Origin of the sequence: Aeromonas ichthyocola, assembly GCF_046087985.1 — a bacterium.
GTDB classification, from domain to species: Bacteria; Pseudomonadota; Gammaproteobacteria; order Enterobacterales; family Aeromonadaceae; genus Aeromonas; species Aeromonas rivipollensis.
Genome location: NZ_JBJSWH010000002.1, coordinates 212557 through 225847, shown reverse-complemented (window position 1 = coordinate 225847; position 13291 = coordinate 212557). Strand labels below are relative to the sequence as shown.

The following is a 13291-nucleotide window of genomic DNA, read 5'->3' as shown; positions in this document are numbered from 1 at the left end:
CGTTTTTATTAGTCGCTATTGGACTAGGAATCCGGTCTGGATGCAAGTTCAGGGACCGGGTGGCTATGCCTGACCCGGCTCAGGGGAACCGGGCCGGGCCGTCGCAGCGGCACCAGCGTGCTCAGCGGGTCATCTTCTTGACAAACACCACCACGAACAGCGCCAGCGTGAAGCTGCCAGTGAAGGCCTCGAAGGCGGCGAAGATCCGCGAGAGACCGACCGGGGTGAAGTCGCCGTAGCCCAGGGTGGTGAAGGTCACCACGCTGTAGTAGAGGCATTCGAGCAGGAAGATGGCGTTCTCTTCGAGGGTCGCCTCCGGGCGATAGATGAGGTGGTTGCCCGCGAAGTTGAGGCCGCAGAAGAAGTAGAAGATGCTGCAGATGAAGATGAGCAGCAGGGAGAAGAGCACCACCCGCATGGGGGCCTCGCCGTAGCCGCAGAACAAGTCCACTATCCAGGAGGCGAAGCGCTGATAGGACCAGAACGGCATCTGCAGGCGGCGCATGGTGAGCTCCTGCTGGATGTAGCGGCCTGACATGGTGAAGATCCCCTGGGCCTCCGAGGCCTTGCGCAGATCCCGATAGGTCTCCTCTGCCTCCTTGAACCAGACGCGGGCCTGTGCCGGGTCCCGCTCGCTTCGCCCCTTCCTGTCCTGCATCAGCCGCTTGCCGGTATCCAGGTTGTCGAGCCGGGTGTTCTTCCAGCGGATGCCGAGCAGGTTGACGTCGTGCAACTCGGCGCAGTGCAGGTTGGCGTCACTGACGTCGGCCTTCATCAGGCTGCCGCCCTTGATGCGAATGCCATAGAGGTGGGCGCCGCGCAGGTTGGCGCGATAGAGGTTGCACTGCTCCAGCAGGAATCCCTGGGGGCCCTCTCTGTTCACCAGGTTGAGACCGGCGAGATCGGCGCGGGCCAGTTGCAACCCGTGGCACAGGCCCCCCTGGCGCACATAGTGTTCCAAGGCTGCGGCTGTGTCCGGGGATGAGTGGGAGGCATGGGGGTCGTGCCAGTGGCACAGGTCGTGATCCCCCGCCTCTTCGCTGCAGTGGCGGCCATCTGCCACCAGGTATCGGCACATCGCCATGCTGTCGCCCCTCCTTGCCTGAGTCTGTATCAGCATAGGTGAGGGAGAGGCGCCGCTGGCTAGGCTATCTGGTTAAATTCCTGGCGCAGCTTGCGAAAGCGGTCCTGCTGGGCGGGATTCAGGGGGATGCCCTCCAGCACCTCCAGGGTCTCCTTGCACTCGGCGCCGAATTCCGGGCTCTTGCGGTTCTTCTGCATCAGTTGCAGCAGCACCTGGATCTTGTTGAGGGCGGCGCCGGTATTGGCAGGAGCCCGGCGCAGGGCCTCGCGGAAATGGCCGAGGGCCTGCTCCAGCTCCCCGCTCTGGTAGGCCTTGATGCCGAGATCGTTGAGCTGCTGGTAGCGCTGACGGCGCTCCTGCACCGTCTTGTCGTCCCGGGTCACCTGGATACAGGTGGTGAGCAGCCGGTCTTCATCCTCCGCCAGCAGGGATTGCAGGCTCTCGGCGTACTCGAACTCCCCGAGCTGATAGAGGGCGAGTATGGTCTCGCCGAGCAGGGCGGGGGGCATTGTCTCGGGCTTGTCCAGCCAGTTCTGGTTGGCGCGATAGAGCATCTTCTTGCCCTTGAGCAGCTCCCCCAGGGCGATCCGCACCCTGGCCTGACAGATCTGCTCGAACACCGGGTAGTTGAACTCCGACATCATCAGGGAATCCCGAATGCGCGACAGGGCCGAGTTCACCTGCTTTTGCAGGTTGGCGATGTGATAGCCGTCGTTGCTGTTGAGGGCGTAGAGAGTCAGGGTCTGGATGTAGGCCCCCAGGTAGTGGGGGGTGCGGTGGATGGAGTTGCGCGACAGATCGATGAGGGAGAGCAACACATCCTTGGCCTGACCATAGTCGTGGCGCAGCAGGCACACTTCTGCCAGCCGGCGGGAGAGCTGCACCGACTGGGGGGAGATGTCCACCGCCCGGCGCAGCTCCTGCTGGGCCAGCTCTTCCTTGCCAAGGGAGAGCAGGGACTCCGCCAGCCAGAGGTGGGCCTCCACCATCAGGGGAGTGTTCTTCAGGGTCGCCTGCAGGTGGCTCACCGCCTCGTCATAGAGCGCCAGACGGTAGCAGGCCTTGCCCAGGGTCAACCTGGCCCAGCTGTTCTCCTGGCCGGCCAGCAGCTGGCGCATCAGGCTGCGTGCCTCCTTGGCCAGGCCGAGCTTGAGCTGGGTATCGGCCTGCAGGCAGCGGCAGAAGTTGGCGAAGCGCGGCACCGCATCGGCCTGTCTGGCGCAGGCCTCGACCAGGGCCGGGAGATCGTTCTGGGTGAGGGCGATGAAGACGCTCTCCAGAGACTGGCGACGGGCGAGGGCACGTTTCAAGCGAAACGAGAACTGCTCCTGGGAGAAGGGCTTCATCAGGTATTCGTCGGGTTCGGCCTCCAGCGCACTCAGCACCATGGCGCGGGAGCTGTCGCTGCTGACCATGATCACCACGCTCTGGGGCGGGATCAACTGCTGGTCCCGCAGGCTCTCCAGCAACTGGCGACCGTTCTCGCCCGCCCCCAGCTCGTAGTCCAGCAGATAGATGTCGAAGCTCTCCTTCTGGCAGCGGCGGCGCGCCTCGTCGGCGGAATTGATGTAGGTGATGCGGTTGATGCCGATGTTGATCAGCATCGCCTTCATCATCATCTGAAAGGAACGCTGCTCGTTGACCAGCAGGATGCGTCTGGGTTTGGGCTGGGCTTTCTTCTCTGGTGCGGGATCCGGTGTCTGCATCTGTCTGGGTCGAGGCGCTGCGGGCTGATGGGAGAAAGTGTGCCACCAAAGCGCGCAGACAGGCAATTGAGGCAATTGGCCAAGTTGTCGATTGCGTACTCCGTTTGTCACCTCATGTTCCCGCGCATCAGTGAAAGAGGGGCCCTGTTGACGGAGCCCTCTGTTCACTCGCTTTTTTTCTTCGCTGTCAGCGCCACCAGGTAGGGGGCAAATTGCGGGGTGTACTTCGCCGCAAAACCCTGCTCCGTCTTGATGATGAGATAGACCGCCAGCTTGTGTTCGGTGGCAAAGGCCATCGCCTGCTCGGGCCCCATCACCATGAGGGCGGTGTCGAGGGCATCGGCCTCCAGCGCCGTGGGGGTGATGACGCTGGCGGAGACCAGCTTGTGGGTGACGGGCTCGCCAGTGGCGGGATCGATGATGTGGGAGTAGCGCCGGCCATCGAGTTCGTAATAGTTGCGATAGCTGCCGGCGGTGCTGAGGGCCATGCCGTTCGGGGTGACCACGTCCTCGATGCCCCCGGCTGTCCGAGGGCTCGACGATGGCCACTTTCCACGGCGAGCCCTTGCTGTTGTTGCCCTTGCTGCGCACCGCACCGGCCACTTCGATCAGGTAGTTGTGTACCCCCTTGTGCTCGAGCAGGGCGGCAATCTCGTCGGAGGCAGCCCCTTCACCGAGGGTGGAGAGGTCGAGATAAAGGTCCGGGATCGTTTCCGAGCAGGAAGTGATCCCCCTGCGGGGTCAGGGTCAGCTTGTCGATGCCCACCTTGTGGCGGGCGGCGGCGATGGCTGCTTCATCGGGCCGCTTGACCGGGCGTTTGTCCGGGCCAAAGCCCCACAGATTGACCAGAGGCCCCACGGTCACATCCAGCTTGCCGTCGGTCAGCTTACCGGCATCAATGCCCTGCTGGACTATGATGGCCATGGCGGGCGGGATGGCAAACGGGGTGTTGGCGGGCCCCTGATTGAAACGGGAGATGAGCGAGCCAGGATCGTAGGTGGAGATCTCCTTGTTCATCCGGGCCAGCAGGCTTCTACGTCCCTTTTGAGGGCGGGCTCCCCACCGGGGTAGCTATCGCTCAGGGTCACCACATAGTAGGTGCCCATGGTCTTGCCCTGAATACGGGTCTGGGCAGGCGGGGTGGGCTGGCAGCCGGCCAGCGCCAGCAGCAGGGTCAGCAGCAGGCCGCGCAGGGCCGCCACGGGGGTTATCGCAATCATCCGGCGCTCTCATCTGGAGAAGGTTCATATCGGGGCGCTAGCTTAGCCAAGGGGCGCCCGCCGGGCGAGCCCTGATAGGAGCAATCAGAGGGAAAAGGGCAGAAAAAATTAAACAGTTTTGAACCTGTGGCTGTAGTGGGTCGTATCGTCCATCCAGACAGACTGATCGAAGAGTACAGCACCGTCTGGTGACCTGGCCCGCAGCTTTGGCAAAAGCCATAGCCGATTGAAGACAATTGAGTAAAATGAAGGTCGATTTAGACGGCATCTTTGCGAAGTGCGTTAACCGCATCCGCCAAGTCGCTGCCATTCCTCGTCAATCAAAGGAGAAGATGATGAAAAAGGTGTTAACCCTGCTGCTGCTGAGTTCCCTGGCTGCCCCGGCCCTGGCCGATGAGTGCGCCTTGGTCATCGAAGGCAATGACGCCATGCAGTACAACCTCAAAGAGATGAGCGTACCGGCCACCTGCAAGGAGGTGACTGTCACCCTCAATCACACGGGCAAGCTGCCGGTGGCCAACATGGGTCACAACTGGGTGCTGGCCAACACCGCCGACTATCAGGCCGTCGCCACCGCTGGCATGAGCGCCGGCGCCGATCACGACTACCTGCCCAAGGACGATGCCAGGATACTGGCGCACACCAAGCTGGTGGGGGGTGGCGAGAGCACCAGCGTCACCTTCAAGACCGAGGGACTGGCCGGCAAGGATCTCACCTTCTTCTGCTCCTTCCCTGGCCACTTCGCCATGATGAAGGGGGCCTTCAAGGTCGGTTAAGCCGCTTGTTGGGTGGTCATGAAGAAAAAAGCCGGGATATCCCGGCTTTTTTTATGATGCGGATACCTGGTGTCGATCGCGCGGTACAGAGGAGCCAAGCGATTGGATGAATGGTGCGTTTCGTGATCTTGAGAGGGGTGGTTGCGGCGCAGACAGGATAAAATCAGCCGCAAACGGGCCTGTTAGCCCGAATACCGACTGGACGGATTTAAGTGATGAGAGCAGTAAAATGGGTAGTCGGCTGTTGCCTGATGCTGGTGTGCGCCCTGGCGCTGGCGGCAGAGCCCCCGGTCAAGAAGAGCCGCAACGGCATCTGCCACCCCCAGGGTGGCACCTACTACGGTCGCACCAAGCATTATGTTCCCTACGACAGCATGCAGGCCTGTCTCGACAGCGGGGGCCGTGCACCCAAACGTTGAGCCAGACTCCAGGGCCTGCGCGGGTGTCTCCCTTACCGGGCTTGCAGGGTAAAGAAGGCTAGTGTGGTCTTTTTCCCGCACTCGAAGCGGATGCTCTCCTCCCCTTTGACCACCAAGGTCTCGTTGATGGCCACGGCCTGGCCTGCCACCGTCAGCTGGCCGCTCAGCAGGTGGCAGAGGTAGGTCTTGTCCGCCTCCAGGGTGAGGGTCAGGGGGAAGGGCACATTGAGCACCCGCACGTTGGCGCGGATGCGCGCGGGATCGTAGATGAGCCCCAGATCCGTCACCTCTTTTTTCAGCAGCTCGCAGTGGGTCTCGTCATCCCCGCTGAAGTGGGCCGCCTCGAAGGTGGCATAGGGGTGGCCGTTGAGCACGAAACCGGCGCCGCTGACGGGCAGCAGGATGCGCTGATAACCGGGAAACTTGGAGAAGGGGCCCGCCGCCTTGATGGGGGCCGAGCTCAGCCGGTAGTCAAAGTCGAGCTTCTCCAGGCTCGAACCCGGGGGGGAGACCAGGATCTGGGCCGTGGTGCCCTGCTTGTTTTTCCAGGGCATCTTCAGCTGGTCAGACTCTTTAATCAGGGTGATCACGTTGGCGCCTCGGCGAGGAATGGAGAGAGTGAGGCCAAGTGATACCATCCCGCAGGCCTACCCACAAGGCGCGGGGGCCTGGGGGCGGGTCGACTGCCCAGAATGTCGCCACTGCGGCCCCTGACCCTGACGAGCCCTGGATGAGGTGCTCAAGATGTCGCCGGTTGGCGGGGGGATGGCAGGCCAAACGCCGAGGCTGTGATCCTGACGCTGTTAAACGGGCCCGAGGTCGCTACACTGGCACTTCTGCCCTATGGAGGCCCTATGACCCACAAGATCATTCTGGATACCGATCCCGGTATCGACGACGCCATGGCAATACTCTTTGCCGAGGCCCACCCCGCCATCGACTTGCTCGCCATCACGACGGTGTTTGGCAATGCCACCATAGAGAACGGGACCCGCAACGCCCTCTGGCTCAAGCAGAAATACGGCATGAAGGCGGACGTAGCCCAGGGCGCCGCCGCGCCGCTGCTGCGCGAGCCCGTGGGGCCGACGACTGTGGTGCACGGCCCGAGCGGACTGGGTGATGTGGAGGCGGGGGAGGTGACCCTGACCCCGGATCCCCGCCCGGCCTGGCAATACATAGTCGAAACGCTGAAGGCCAACCCCGGCGAGATCACCCTGGTGACCATAGGGCCCCTCACCAACCTGGCGCTGGCGCTCGAGGCCGCCCCCGAGATCACCTCGCTGGTGAAGCAGGTGGTGGTGATGGGGGGCGCCTTTGGCGTCAACGGCCATCGCGGCAACGTGACCCCCTATGCCGAGGCCAACATTCACGACGATCCCGAGGCGGCCGATCGGGTGTTCACCGCCCCCTGGCCCGTGGTGATCATCGGGCTGGACGTGACCCAGCAGAGCTTCTTCAGCAGCGCCTACCTGGATGCCCTGCGGGACGACGCCGGTGAGCCCGGTCGCTTCCTGTGGGCGGTGAGCCGCTTCTACCTGCGCTTTTATTCGGAGCGCATCGGCCTCAATGGCTGCCACGTGCACGATCCGTCCGCCATCGCCTATGTGATCGATCCTGAGCTGTTCACCCTGCGGGAGGGCCCGGTGCGGGTCATCGACCATGGCCCCGCCATAGGCCACACCCTGCAGAAGTTCGACGGCAAGTCCCATCCCCACGATGAGTGGGCGGACTACCCGGCCCAGCGGGTAGGGGTGGCGGTGCGGGATCAGGCCCTGCTGGCGCTCTATCGCGACACCCTGGTGGCCTGGGGCAAGGATTGCTGACTCGGGGATGGGCAAAACGTGATGTCCGCCCACTCCTCGCCGGCCGTCGCCACATATACTGACGCACATCGAGGCTGGCAAAGGGAGAGAGAGATGGCCTGGTTGTCGTTGTTGGTGGCAGTCGCCCTGATCGGGTGGTTGATGACCCTGGGGCGCGGCGCCCTGTTCGAGATCCGGCTTGCCCCTGGCAAGGTGCAGGTGAAGCGAGGCTCTGTGCCGCCGCGCTTCCTGGCCCAGGCCAAACAGATCTTGCAGCAGGAGCCGGTGCGAGGGCGCATCCTGGGCCAGCGCGATGGCAACGGGGTCAGGCTGGTCTTCTCCCGCTCCATTCCGGAGCCCGTGGCCCAGCGCCTGCGCGACGTCTTTCCTTACGGGGACTATAGAGGCGCGGCCCAGACCCCGGATGGGCGCAATTCTCGCTGACCGCTTTCTCTTGACGCTGTCGTTCACTTCCGGCGCCGGGCACTTTGCCCGGCGTCTGCTTTTCCCTCAGGCCAGAGAGAGCGCCGCTATCAGCGCGGCCCTTGCAAGGGCTTCATCACCTCTATCAGAAAGTCGATGAAGGCGCGGGTCTGGGGCTTCAAGAAGCGGCCGCCCCTAAACACCGCATGGATCTCGTCATGCCGATCCTCGTACGGGGAGGCCTGCCACTCTGACAGCAGGGGTTGCAGGGTGCCGTTGTCCAGCCCCTGCTGCACCATCCAGCTCGACAGCAGCAGTATGCCGGAACCCGCCTCGGCCGCGCACAGCAGCGGCGTGCCGCCGACCGAGGCGAGGTTGCCCCGCACCGCGACTCTGTGCCGCTGCGCCCCTTGCCGGAAATACCAGTGCTGGCGCTGACGGCCATGGCCGCGGATCAGGCAGTTGTGGTGCGCCAGCTCATCGGGATGGGCGGGCTCGCCATGGCGGGCCAGATAGGCGGGGGAGGCGACCAGCAGGGTCCGGTTGGTGAGCAGGTGGCGGCTATGGAGGCCGCTGTCCACCGGGCGTCCGATGCGCACCGCCACGTCCACGTTTTCGGCGTCGAGATCCACCAGCCGGTTGTCGAGCTCGATCTCGAGCCGCACCCCGGGGTAGCGGGCCAGGAAGGCCGGCAGGCGCGGCGCCAGCCAGCTGGTCCCGAAGCTCTCGAACACCGAGACCCGAAGCGGGCCCTCTGGCGCCACCGGCAGGGGTTGCAGGGATTGCACCAGCTGATCCGCCTCCTCCAGCAGGCGCACCGAACGGGCAAGGAAGTACTCCCCCTGCTCGGTCAGCACCAGCTGGCGGGTGCTGCGCTTGAACAGCGGGATCCCCAGCTGTTGCTCCAGCGCATCTATGGTGCGGGTCACCGAGGAGGGGGCCAGGTTGAGGGCGCGGGCGGCTCGGGAGAAGCTCCCCGACTCCACCACCTGAGCCAGGATACGGACGCGATCCAGCATGGGAGCACCTTTGCGGTAAATGCAAAACTGTTGCAGGTTATGGCGGTATTCTATCCATGGATGAAAGCGTGAACAATGTGCTCATCGCCCACCTGAGGGCCTCTTCACGGGAGTATTGCCATGTCAGAACGTATCCAGCTTGCCAGCCAGGTGCCCGCCGCCATCTCGGCCATGATGGGCCTCGAGTCCTATCTCGGCGGGACCGACATTCCGCTGTCGCTCAAGGAGCTCATCAAGCTGCGGGCCTCCATGCTCAACGGCTGCGCCTACTGCATCGAGATGCACGCCGAGGTGGCGATGAAGCAGGGTGACAGCCCCCAGCGCTTGCTGGCGTTGTCCGCCTGGCGCGAATCCCCGCTGTTCGATGAGCGGGAGCGGGCGGTGCTGGCCCTGACCGACGAGGTGACCCTGATCGGCGAGAGAGGGCTCACCGAGGAGAGCTACCAGCAGGCTCTGGCCCTGCTGGGGGAAACCCTGTTGGCCCAGTGCCTGATGCAGGTGGTCACCATCAACGCCTGGAACCGCATCGCAGTGGCGACCCGAATGGAGTATAAACACCCCTGAGGGAGACCCTGTGATGGGGAGTCGTCTCAAGCGGGCCTATCTGAGGCCCGTTTTTCATGGTGGGCCCCGGACAGGGCAGCTCTTTCTGCGCTTCCGCCGGCCCCGGGAAGTTAATCATACATTCGTTTGATTAATTATTTTTTTATTCCCCCTTGGAATATACGCATCCAGATCAAGGAATGGAGAGGGCACCTGTGCATCAAGAAAGGTCTGAATGGCTCTTTTTTGCCCTGTTTCTCCCTCTGAAAATAAGGGTAATGGGCCTGATTGATTAATTGGTGAACGATTTTGGCGGGGAGATAAATTAACGGGAGATGAATCGAAGGTCTGTGAATTTAATAAATTGGTCGCTGTCAAGGGATTAACATCTGATACCTCTTTTCACCACCCTTGGAACATTTTTGGGATTAATTTTTCATGTTGTTCACATGCCGGTCTGATGCAATAAAATGCGGCATTTTTATTATACCAATAAGCCTTGAAACGATGAGGACATTGCATGAGACCTTTTGAAGTAAAGAGGGGCTTGGGCGCTTTGCTGTTGATGGCAACCGCTGGCTTGCTGAGTGGCTGCGACATGGCTCTGATGAGCCCCAAGGGGCAGGTTGGTCTGGAGCAGAAGTCACTGATATTGACCGCACTGGGGTTGATGTTAATCGTGGTGATTCCTGTGATTATTATGACGGTGGCATTTGCTCGTAAATACAGAGCATCCAATACCACTGCCAAATACACCCCGGATTGGTCTCACTCCAACAAGATTGAAGCGGTCGTCTGGACCGTGCCCGTCATTATTGTTGCCATCCTGGCAGTGATTACCTGGAAAACCTCCCACTCCCTCGATCCCTACAAGCCGTTGGAATCTGACGTCAAGCCGATCCAGGTTGATGTCATCTCCCTCGACTGGAAGTGGTTGTTCGTCTATCCGGAGCTGGGGATCGCCTCGGTCAACGAGCTGGCCTTCCCGGTCAACACCCCGATCAACTTCCGGGTGACCTCTGACACTGTGATGAACTCCTTCTTCATCCCCCAGCTGGGCGGTCAGATCTACGCCATGGCCGGGATGCAGACCAAGCTGCACCTGATTGCCAACGAGGCGGGTCAGTACAAGGGGATCTCCGGCAGTTACAGCGGCGCCGGTTTCTCCGGCATGAAGTTCAAGGCGATTGCCACCCAGGACCAGGCCGGTTTCGATGCCTGGGTCGCCAAGGTGAAACAGTCTCCCAAGATGCTGAGCACCATGGGTGAGTTCGATGCCCTGGCCAAGAAGAGCGAAAACCACCCGGTTGAGTACTTCGCCAGCGCCGATCCCAAGCTGTTCGTCAATGTGATCAACAAGTTCATGGGTGGCATGTCCCATGGCGGCCATGAGTCCGCAAAAGACGGCGCCATGGACCACGAGGCCATGAAGCATGACGCTGCAAAAGAGGGCGCCATGGATCACGAGACCATGAACCATGAGTCTGCAAAAGAAGGGAGCATGGACCACCAGGCCATGAACCATGACGCTGCGAAAGAAGAGACCATGGACCACGCGGCCATGAGTCATGACGAGCATGCCGGACACATGGCCACGTCTATGGCTGACAAGAGTGTGAAAGCAGGATCCGAGGAATAATCGATGTTTGGAAAATTGACACTCGAGGCTATTCCGTACCATGAACCCATCATCATGGTCACGATAGCCGGTATCATCTTGGGTGGGCTGGCGATTGCCGGTCTCATCACTTATTACGGCAAGTGGCAATATCTGTGGAAAGAGTGGCTCACCTCGGTGGACCACAAGCGCCTCGGTATCATGTATCTCATCCTGGGGATGGTCATGCTGCTACGCGGCTTCGCCGATGCGGTCATGATGCGTGGTCAGCAGGTCATGGCCTCCGCCGGTAGCGAAGGCTACCTGAACGCGCACCACTACGATCAGATCTTCACCGCCCACGGCGTCATCATGATCTTCTTCGTGGCCATGCCGCTGGTGATCGGTCTGATGAACATAGTGGTGCCGCTGCAGATCGGTGCCCGTGACGTCGCCTTCCCCTTCTTGAACAACCTGAGCTTCTGGTTTACCGCCGCGGCCGTGGTGCTGATCAACGTCTCCCTCGGGGTTGGTGAATTCGCCCAGACCGGCTGGCTGGCCTATCCGCCCTTGTCGGGGCTGGAGTTCAGTCCGGGGGTCGGGGTCGATTACTGGATCTGGAGTCTGCAGATCTCCGGTCTCGGGACCCTGCTGACCGGTGTCAACTTCTTTGCCACCATCATCCGGATGCGTGCCCCCGGCATGACCATGATGCGTCTGCCGGTGTTCACCTGGACCGCCCTGTGCGCCAACATCCTGATCATCGCCTCCTTCCCGATCCTGACCGTCACCATCGCCCTGCTGACCGCAGACCGCTACCTGGGTACCCATTTCTTTACCAATGACATGGGTGGCAACATGATGATGTACATCAACCTGATCTGGGCCTGGGGTCACCCCGAGGTGTATATCCTGGTGCTGCCGGTGTTCGGGATCTTCTCCGAAGTGGTGGCGACCTTCTGCAAGAAGAAGCTGTTCGGCTACACCTCCCTGGTGTGGGCGACCGTGGCCATCACAGTGCTCTCCTTCGTGGTCTGGCTGCACCACTTCTTCACCATGGGGTCCGGTGCCAACGTGAATGCCTTCTTCGGCATCACCACCATGATCATCTCCATCCCGACCGGGGTGAAGATCTTCAACTGGCTGTTCACCATGTACCGCGGTCGCATTGAGTTCACCTCGCCCATGCTGTGGACCGTCGGCTTCATCATCACCTTCACCGTGGGTGGCATGACCGGGGTACTGCTCTCCGTACCGGCCGCCAACTTCGTGCTGCACAACAGCCTGTTCCTGATCGCCCACTTCCACAACGTCATCATCGGCGGCGTGGTGTTCGGTTGCTTCGCCGGTATCACCTACTGGTTCCCGAAGGCATTCGGCTTCAAGCTGGATGACGTCTGGGGCAAGCGTGCCTTCTGGTTCTGGATCACCGGCTTCTTCGTGGCCTTCATGCCGCTCTACGTGCTGGGCTTCATGGGCATGACCCGTCGTGTCAGCCAGAACATCGATCCCGAGTTCCACGGCTGGCTGGTGGTCGCCGCCTGCGGCGCCGGCCTCATCGCCCTCGGCGTTTTGTGCCAGCTGATCCAGGTCGTGGTCAGTATCCGTGACCGCGAGAAGAACCGTGACTGGACCGGCGATCCCTGGGGTGGCCGTACCCTGGAGTGGGCCACCTCCTCTCCGCCCCCCTTCTACAACTTCGCCATCGAGCCCAAGGTGACCGGTCTGGACGCCTTCTGGGAAGCGAAAGAGGACGGCAGCGCCTATCGCCAGCCGGCCAAGTACGCCCCCATCCACATGCCGAAGAACTCCGGTGCCGGTGTCATCATCGCCGCCTTCAGCGTGGTGTTTGGCTTTGCCATGATCTGGCACATCTGGTGGATGGCCATCGCCGGCTTCGTCGGCATGATCGCCACCTGGATCATCCACAGCTTCAACGACGATGTGGACTACTACGTACAGGTTGACGAGATCGAGCGCATCGAAGGTCAGCATTTCGACAATATCAACAAGGTGGCTTAACTCCATGGCGACTGACGTTCTACATCACTCTCACGGTGCCCATGAGGATGGGCACCATGATGCCGGTGCCACCAAGGTGTTCGGCTTCTGGATCTACCTGATGAGCGACTGCATCCTGTTCGCGACCCTGTTCGCGACCTATGCAGTCCTGGTCAACGGCACCGCCGGTGGTCCCACCGGCAAGGACATCTTCGAACTGCCGTTCGTGTTCGCCGAAACCATGCTGCTGCTGCTGAGCTCCATCACCTTCGGGTTCGGCATGCTGGCCATGAACAAGAACAAGGTCTCGGCGGTCAACACCTGGCTGCTGGTCACCTTCATTCTTGGCGCCGGCTTTATCGCCATGGAGATCTACGAGTTCCATCATCTGATCGTCAATGATGCGGGCCCGGATCGCAGCGGCTTCCTGTCCGCCTTCTTCACCCTGGTCGGTACCCACGGTATCCACGTGACCAGCGGCCTTATCTGGATCATCGTGATGATGGTACTGATCAGCAAGAAGGGGCTGACCGAGCGCAACCGCACGCGCCTGATGTGCCTGAGCCTGTTCTGGCACTTCCTGGACGTGGTGTGGATCTGCGTCTTCACCGTGGTTTATCTGATGGGGGTCATGTAAATGAGTCATTCTGTTGACAATATTGACTGTGCCAGCCACGACAGTGTCAGAACCTATCTGAAG

The 13291-nt window shown here is 61.4% G+C and carries 12 protein-coding genes and 2 pseudogenes; 8 read left to right on the top strand and 6 right to left on the bottom strand.

The annotated features are described in order from the left end of the window. Positions 1-121: 121 nt before the first annotated feature. The 3 genes and pseudogenes from ACF2JD_RS05775 to ACF2JD_RS05765 all read right to left on the bottom strand — a co-directional run bounded on the left by ACF2JD_RS05775 (position 122) and on the right by ACF2JD_RS05765 (position 4011). Positions 122-1084 (bottom strand): ion channel, encoded by a 963-nt coding sequence (locus ACF2JD_RS05775; protein WP_440986975.1) that lies wholly within the window; start codon positions 1082-1084, stop codon positions 122-124. A gap of 59 nt (positions 1085-1143) precedes the next feature. Further along, complete coding sequence (locus tag ACF2JD_RS05770; protein ID WP_440986974.1) at positions 1144-2790, bottom strand: response regulator; 1647 nt, start codon at positions 2788-2790, stop codon at positions 1144-1146. A 164-nt stretch (positions 2791-2954) separates the two neighbouring features. Next, positions 2955-4011: pseudogene (locus tag ACF2JD_RS05765) on the bottom strand (FAD:protein FMN transferase). 335 nt (positions 4012-4346) lie between these two features. Between ACF2JD_RS05765 and azu the strand changes: the two are divergent. Together azu and ACF2JD_RS05755 are read left to right on the top strand one after the other, a co-directional pair. Then, the gene (gene azu, locus ACF2JD_RS05760) at positions 4347-4787 is read left to right on the top strand and encodes an azurin (protein WP_025327649.1); all 441 of its coding nucleotides are present in this window, start codon (positions 4347-4349) and stop codon (positions 4785-4787) included. 215 nt (positions 4788-5002) lie between these two features. Continuing rightward, complete coding sequence (locus ACF2JD_RS05755; protein ID WP_025327648.1) at positions 5003-5206, top strand: hypothetical protein; 204 nt, start codon at positions 5003-5005, stop codon at positions 5204-5206. 32 nt (positions 5207-5238) lie between these two features. Here the strand turns inward: ACF2JD_RS05755 and ACF2JD_RS05750 are convergent, their stop codons facing one another. Continuing rightward, a complete protein-coding gene (locus ACF2JD_RS05750; RefSeq protein ID WP_440986973.1) occupies positions 5239-5796 on the bottom strand; it encodes a HutD family protein in 558 nt (185 codons plus the stop codon). A gap of 264 nt (positions 5797-6060) precedes the next feature. On the opposite strand from ACF2JD_RS05750, the gene ACF2JD_RS05745 reads away from it, so the two are divergent. Together ACF2JD_RS05745 and ACF2JD_RS05740 are read left to right on the top strand one after the other, a co-directional pair. Further along, positions 6061-7029 (top strand): nucleoside hydrolase, encoded by a 969-nt coding sequence (locus ACF2JD_RS05745; protein WP_111910188.1) that lies wholly within the window; start codon positions 6061-6063, stop codon positions 7027-7029. A 93-nt stretch (positions 7030-7122) separates the two neighbouring features. Continuing rightward, positions 7123-7452, top strand: coding sequence for a DUF3634 family protein (locus ACF2JD_RS05740; protein ID WP_307764304.1), 330 nt, complete (start codon positions 7123-7125; stop codon positions 7450-7452). An 89-nt stretch (positions 7453-7541) separates the two neighbouring features. Here ACF2JD_RS05740 and ACF2JD_RS05735 read toward each other — a convergent pair whose 3' ends face one another. Further along, on the bottom strand, positions 7542-8450 hold the full coding sequence (locus ACF2JD_RS05735; RefSeq protein WP_338891463.1) for a LysR family transcriptional regulator: 909 nt from the start codon (positions 8448-8450) through the stop codon (positions 7542-7544). A gap of 120 nt (positions 8451-8570) precedes the next feature. On the opposite strand from ACF2JD_RS05735, the gene ACF2JD_RS05730 reads away from it, so the two are divergent. Next, positions 8571-9014 (top strand): carboxymuconolactone decarboxylase family protein, encoded by a 444-nt coding sequence (locus ACF2JD_RS05730; RefSeq protein WP_440986972.1) that lies wholly within the window; start codon positions 8571-8573, stop codon positions 9012-9014. 114 nt (positions 9015-9128) lie between these two features. Here the strand turns inward: ACF2JD_RS05730 and ACF2JD_RS05725 are convergent, their stop codons facing one another. Next, complete coding sequence (locus ACF2JD_RS05725) at positions 9129-9371, bottom strand: hypothetical protein (protein WP_440986971.1); 243 nt, start codon at positions 9369-9371, stop codon at positions 9129-9131. Between the two features lie 142 nt (positions 9372-9513). Between ACF2JD_RS05725 and cyoA the strand changes: the two genes are divergently transcribed. From cyoA to ACF2JD_RS05710, 3 genes and pseudogenes are all read left to right on the top strand, one after another. After that, positions 9514-10632: a cytochrome o ubiquinol oxidase subunit II gene (gene cyoA, locus ACF2JD_RS05720; protein WP_440986970.1), complete on the top strand. Its 1119-nt coding sequence runs from the start codon at positions 9514-9516 to the stop codon at positions 10630-10632. 3 nt (positions 10633-10635) lie between these two features. After that, complete coding sequence (gene cyoB / locus ACF2JD_RS05715) at positions 10636-12612, top strand: cytochrome o ubiquinol oxidase subunit I (RefSeq protein WP_025327641.1); 1977 nt, start codon at positions 10636-10638, stop codon at positions 12610-12612. After that, positions 12581-13228 (top strand): annotated as a pseudogene (locus ACF2JD_RS05710) (cytochrome o ubiquinol oxidase subunit III); the annotation flags it as partial. The gene cyoB and the pseudogene ACF2JD_RS05710, both read left to right, overlap by 32 nt. Positions 13229-13291: the final 63 nt, after the last annotated feature.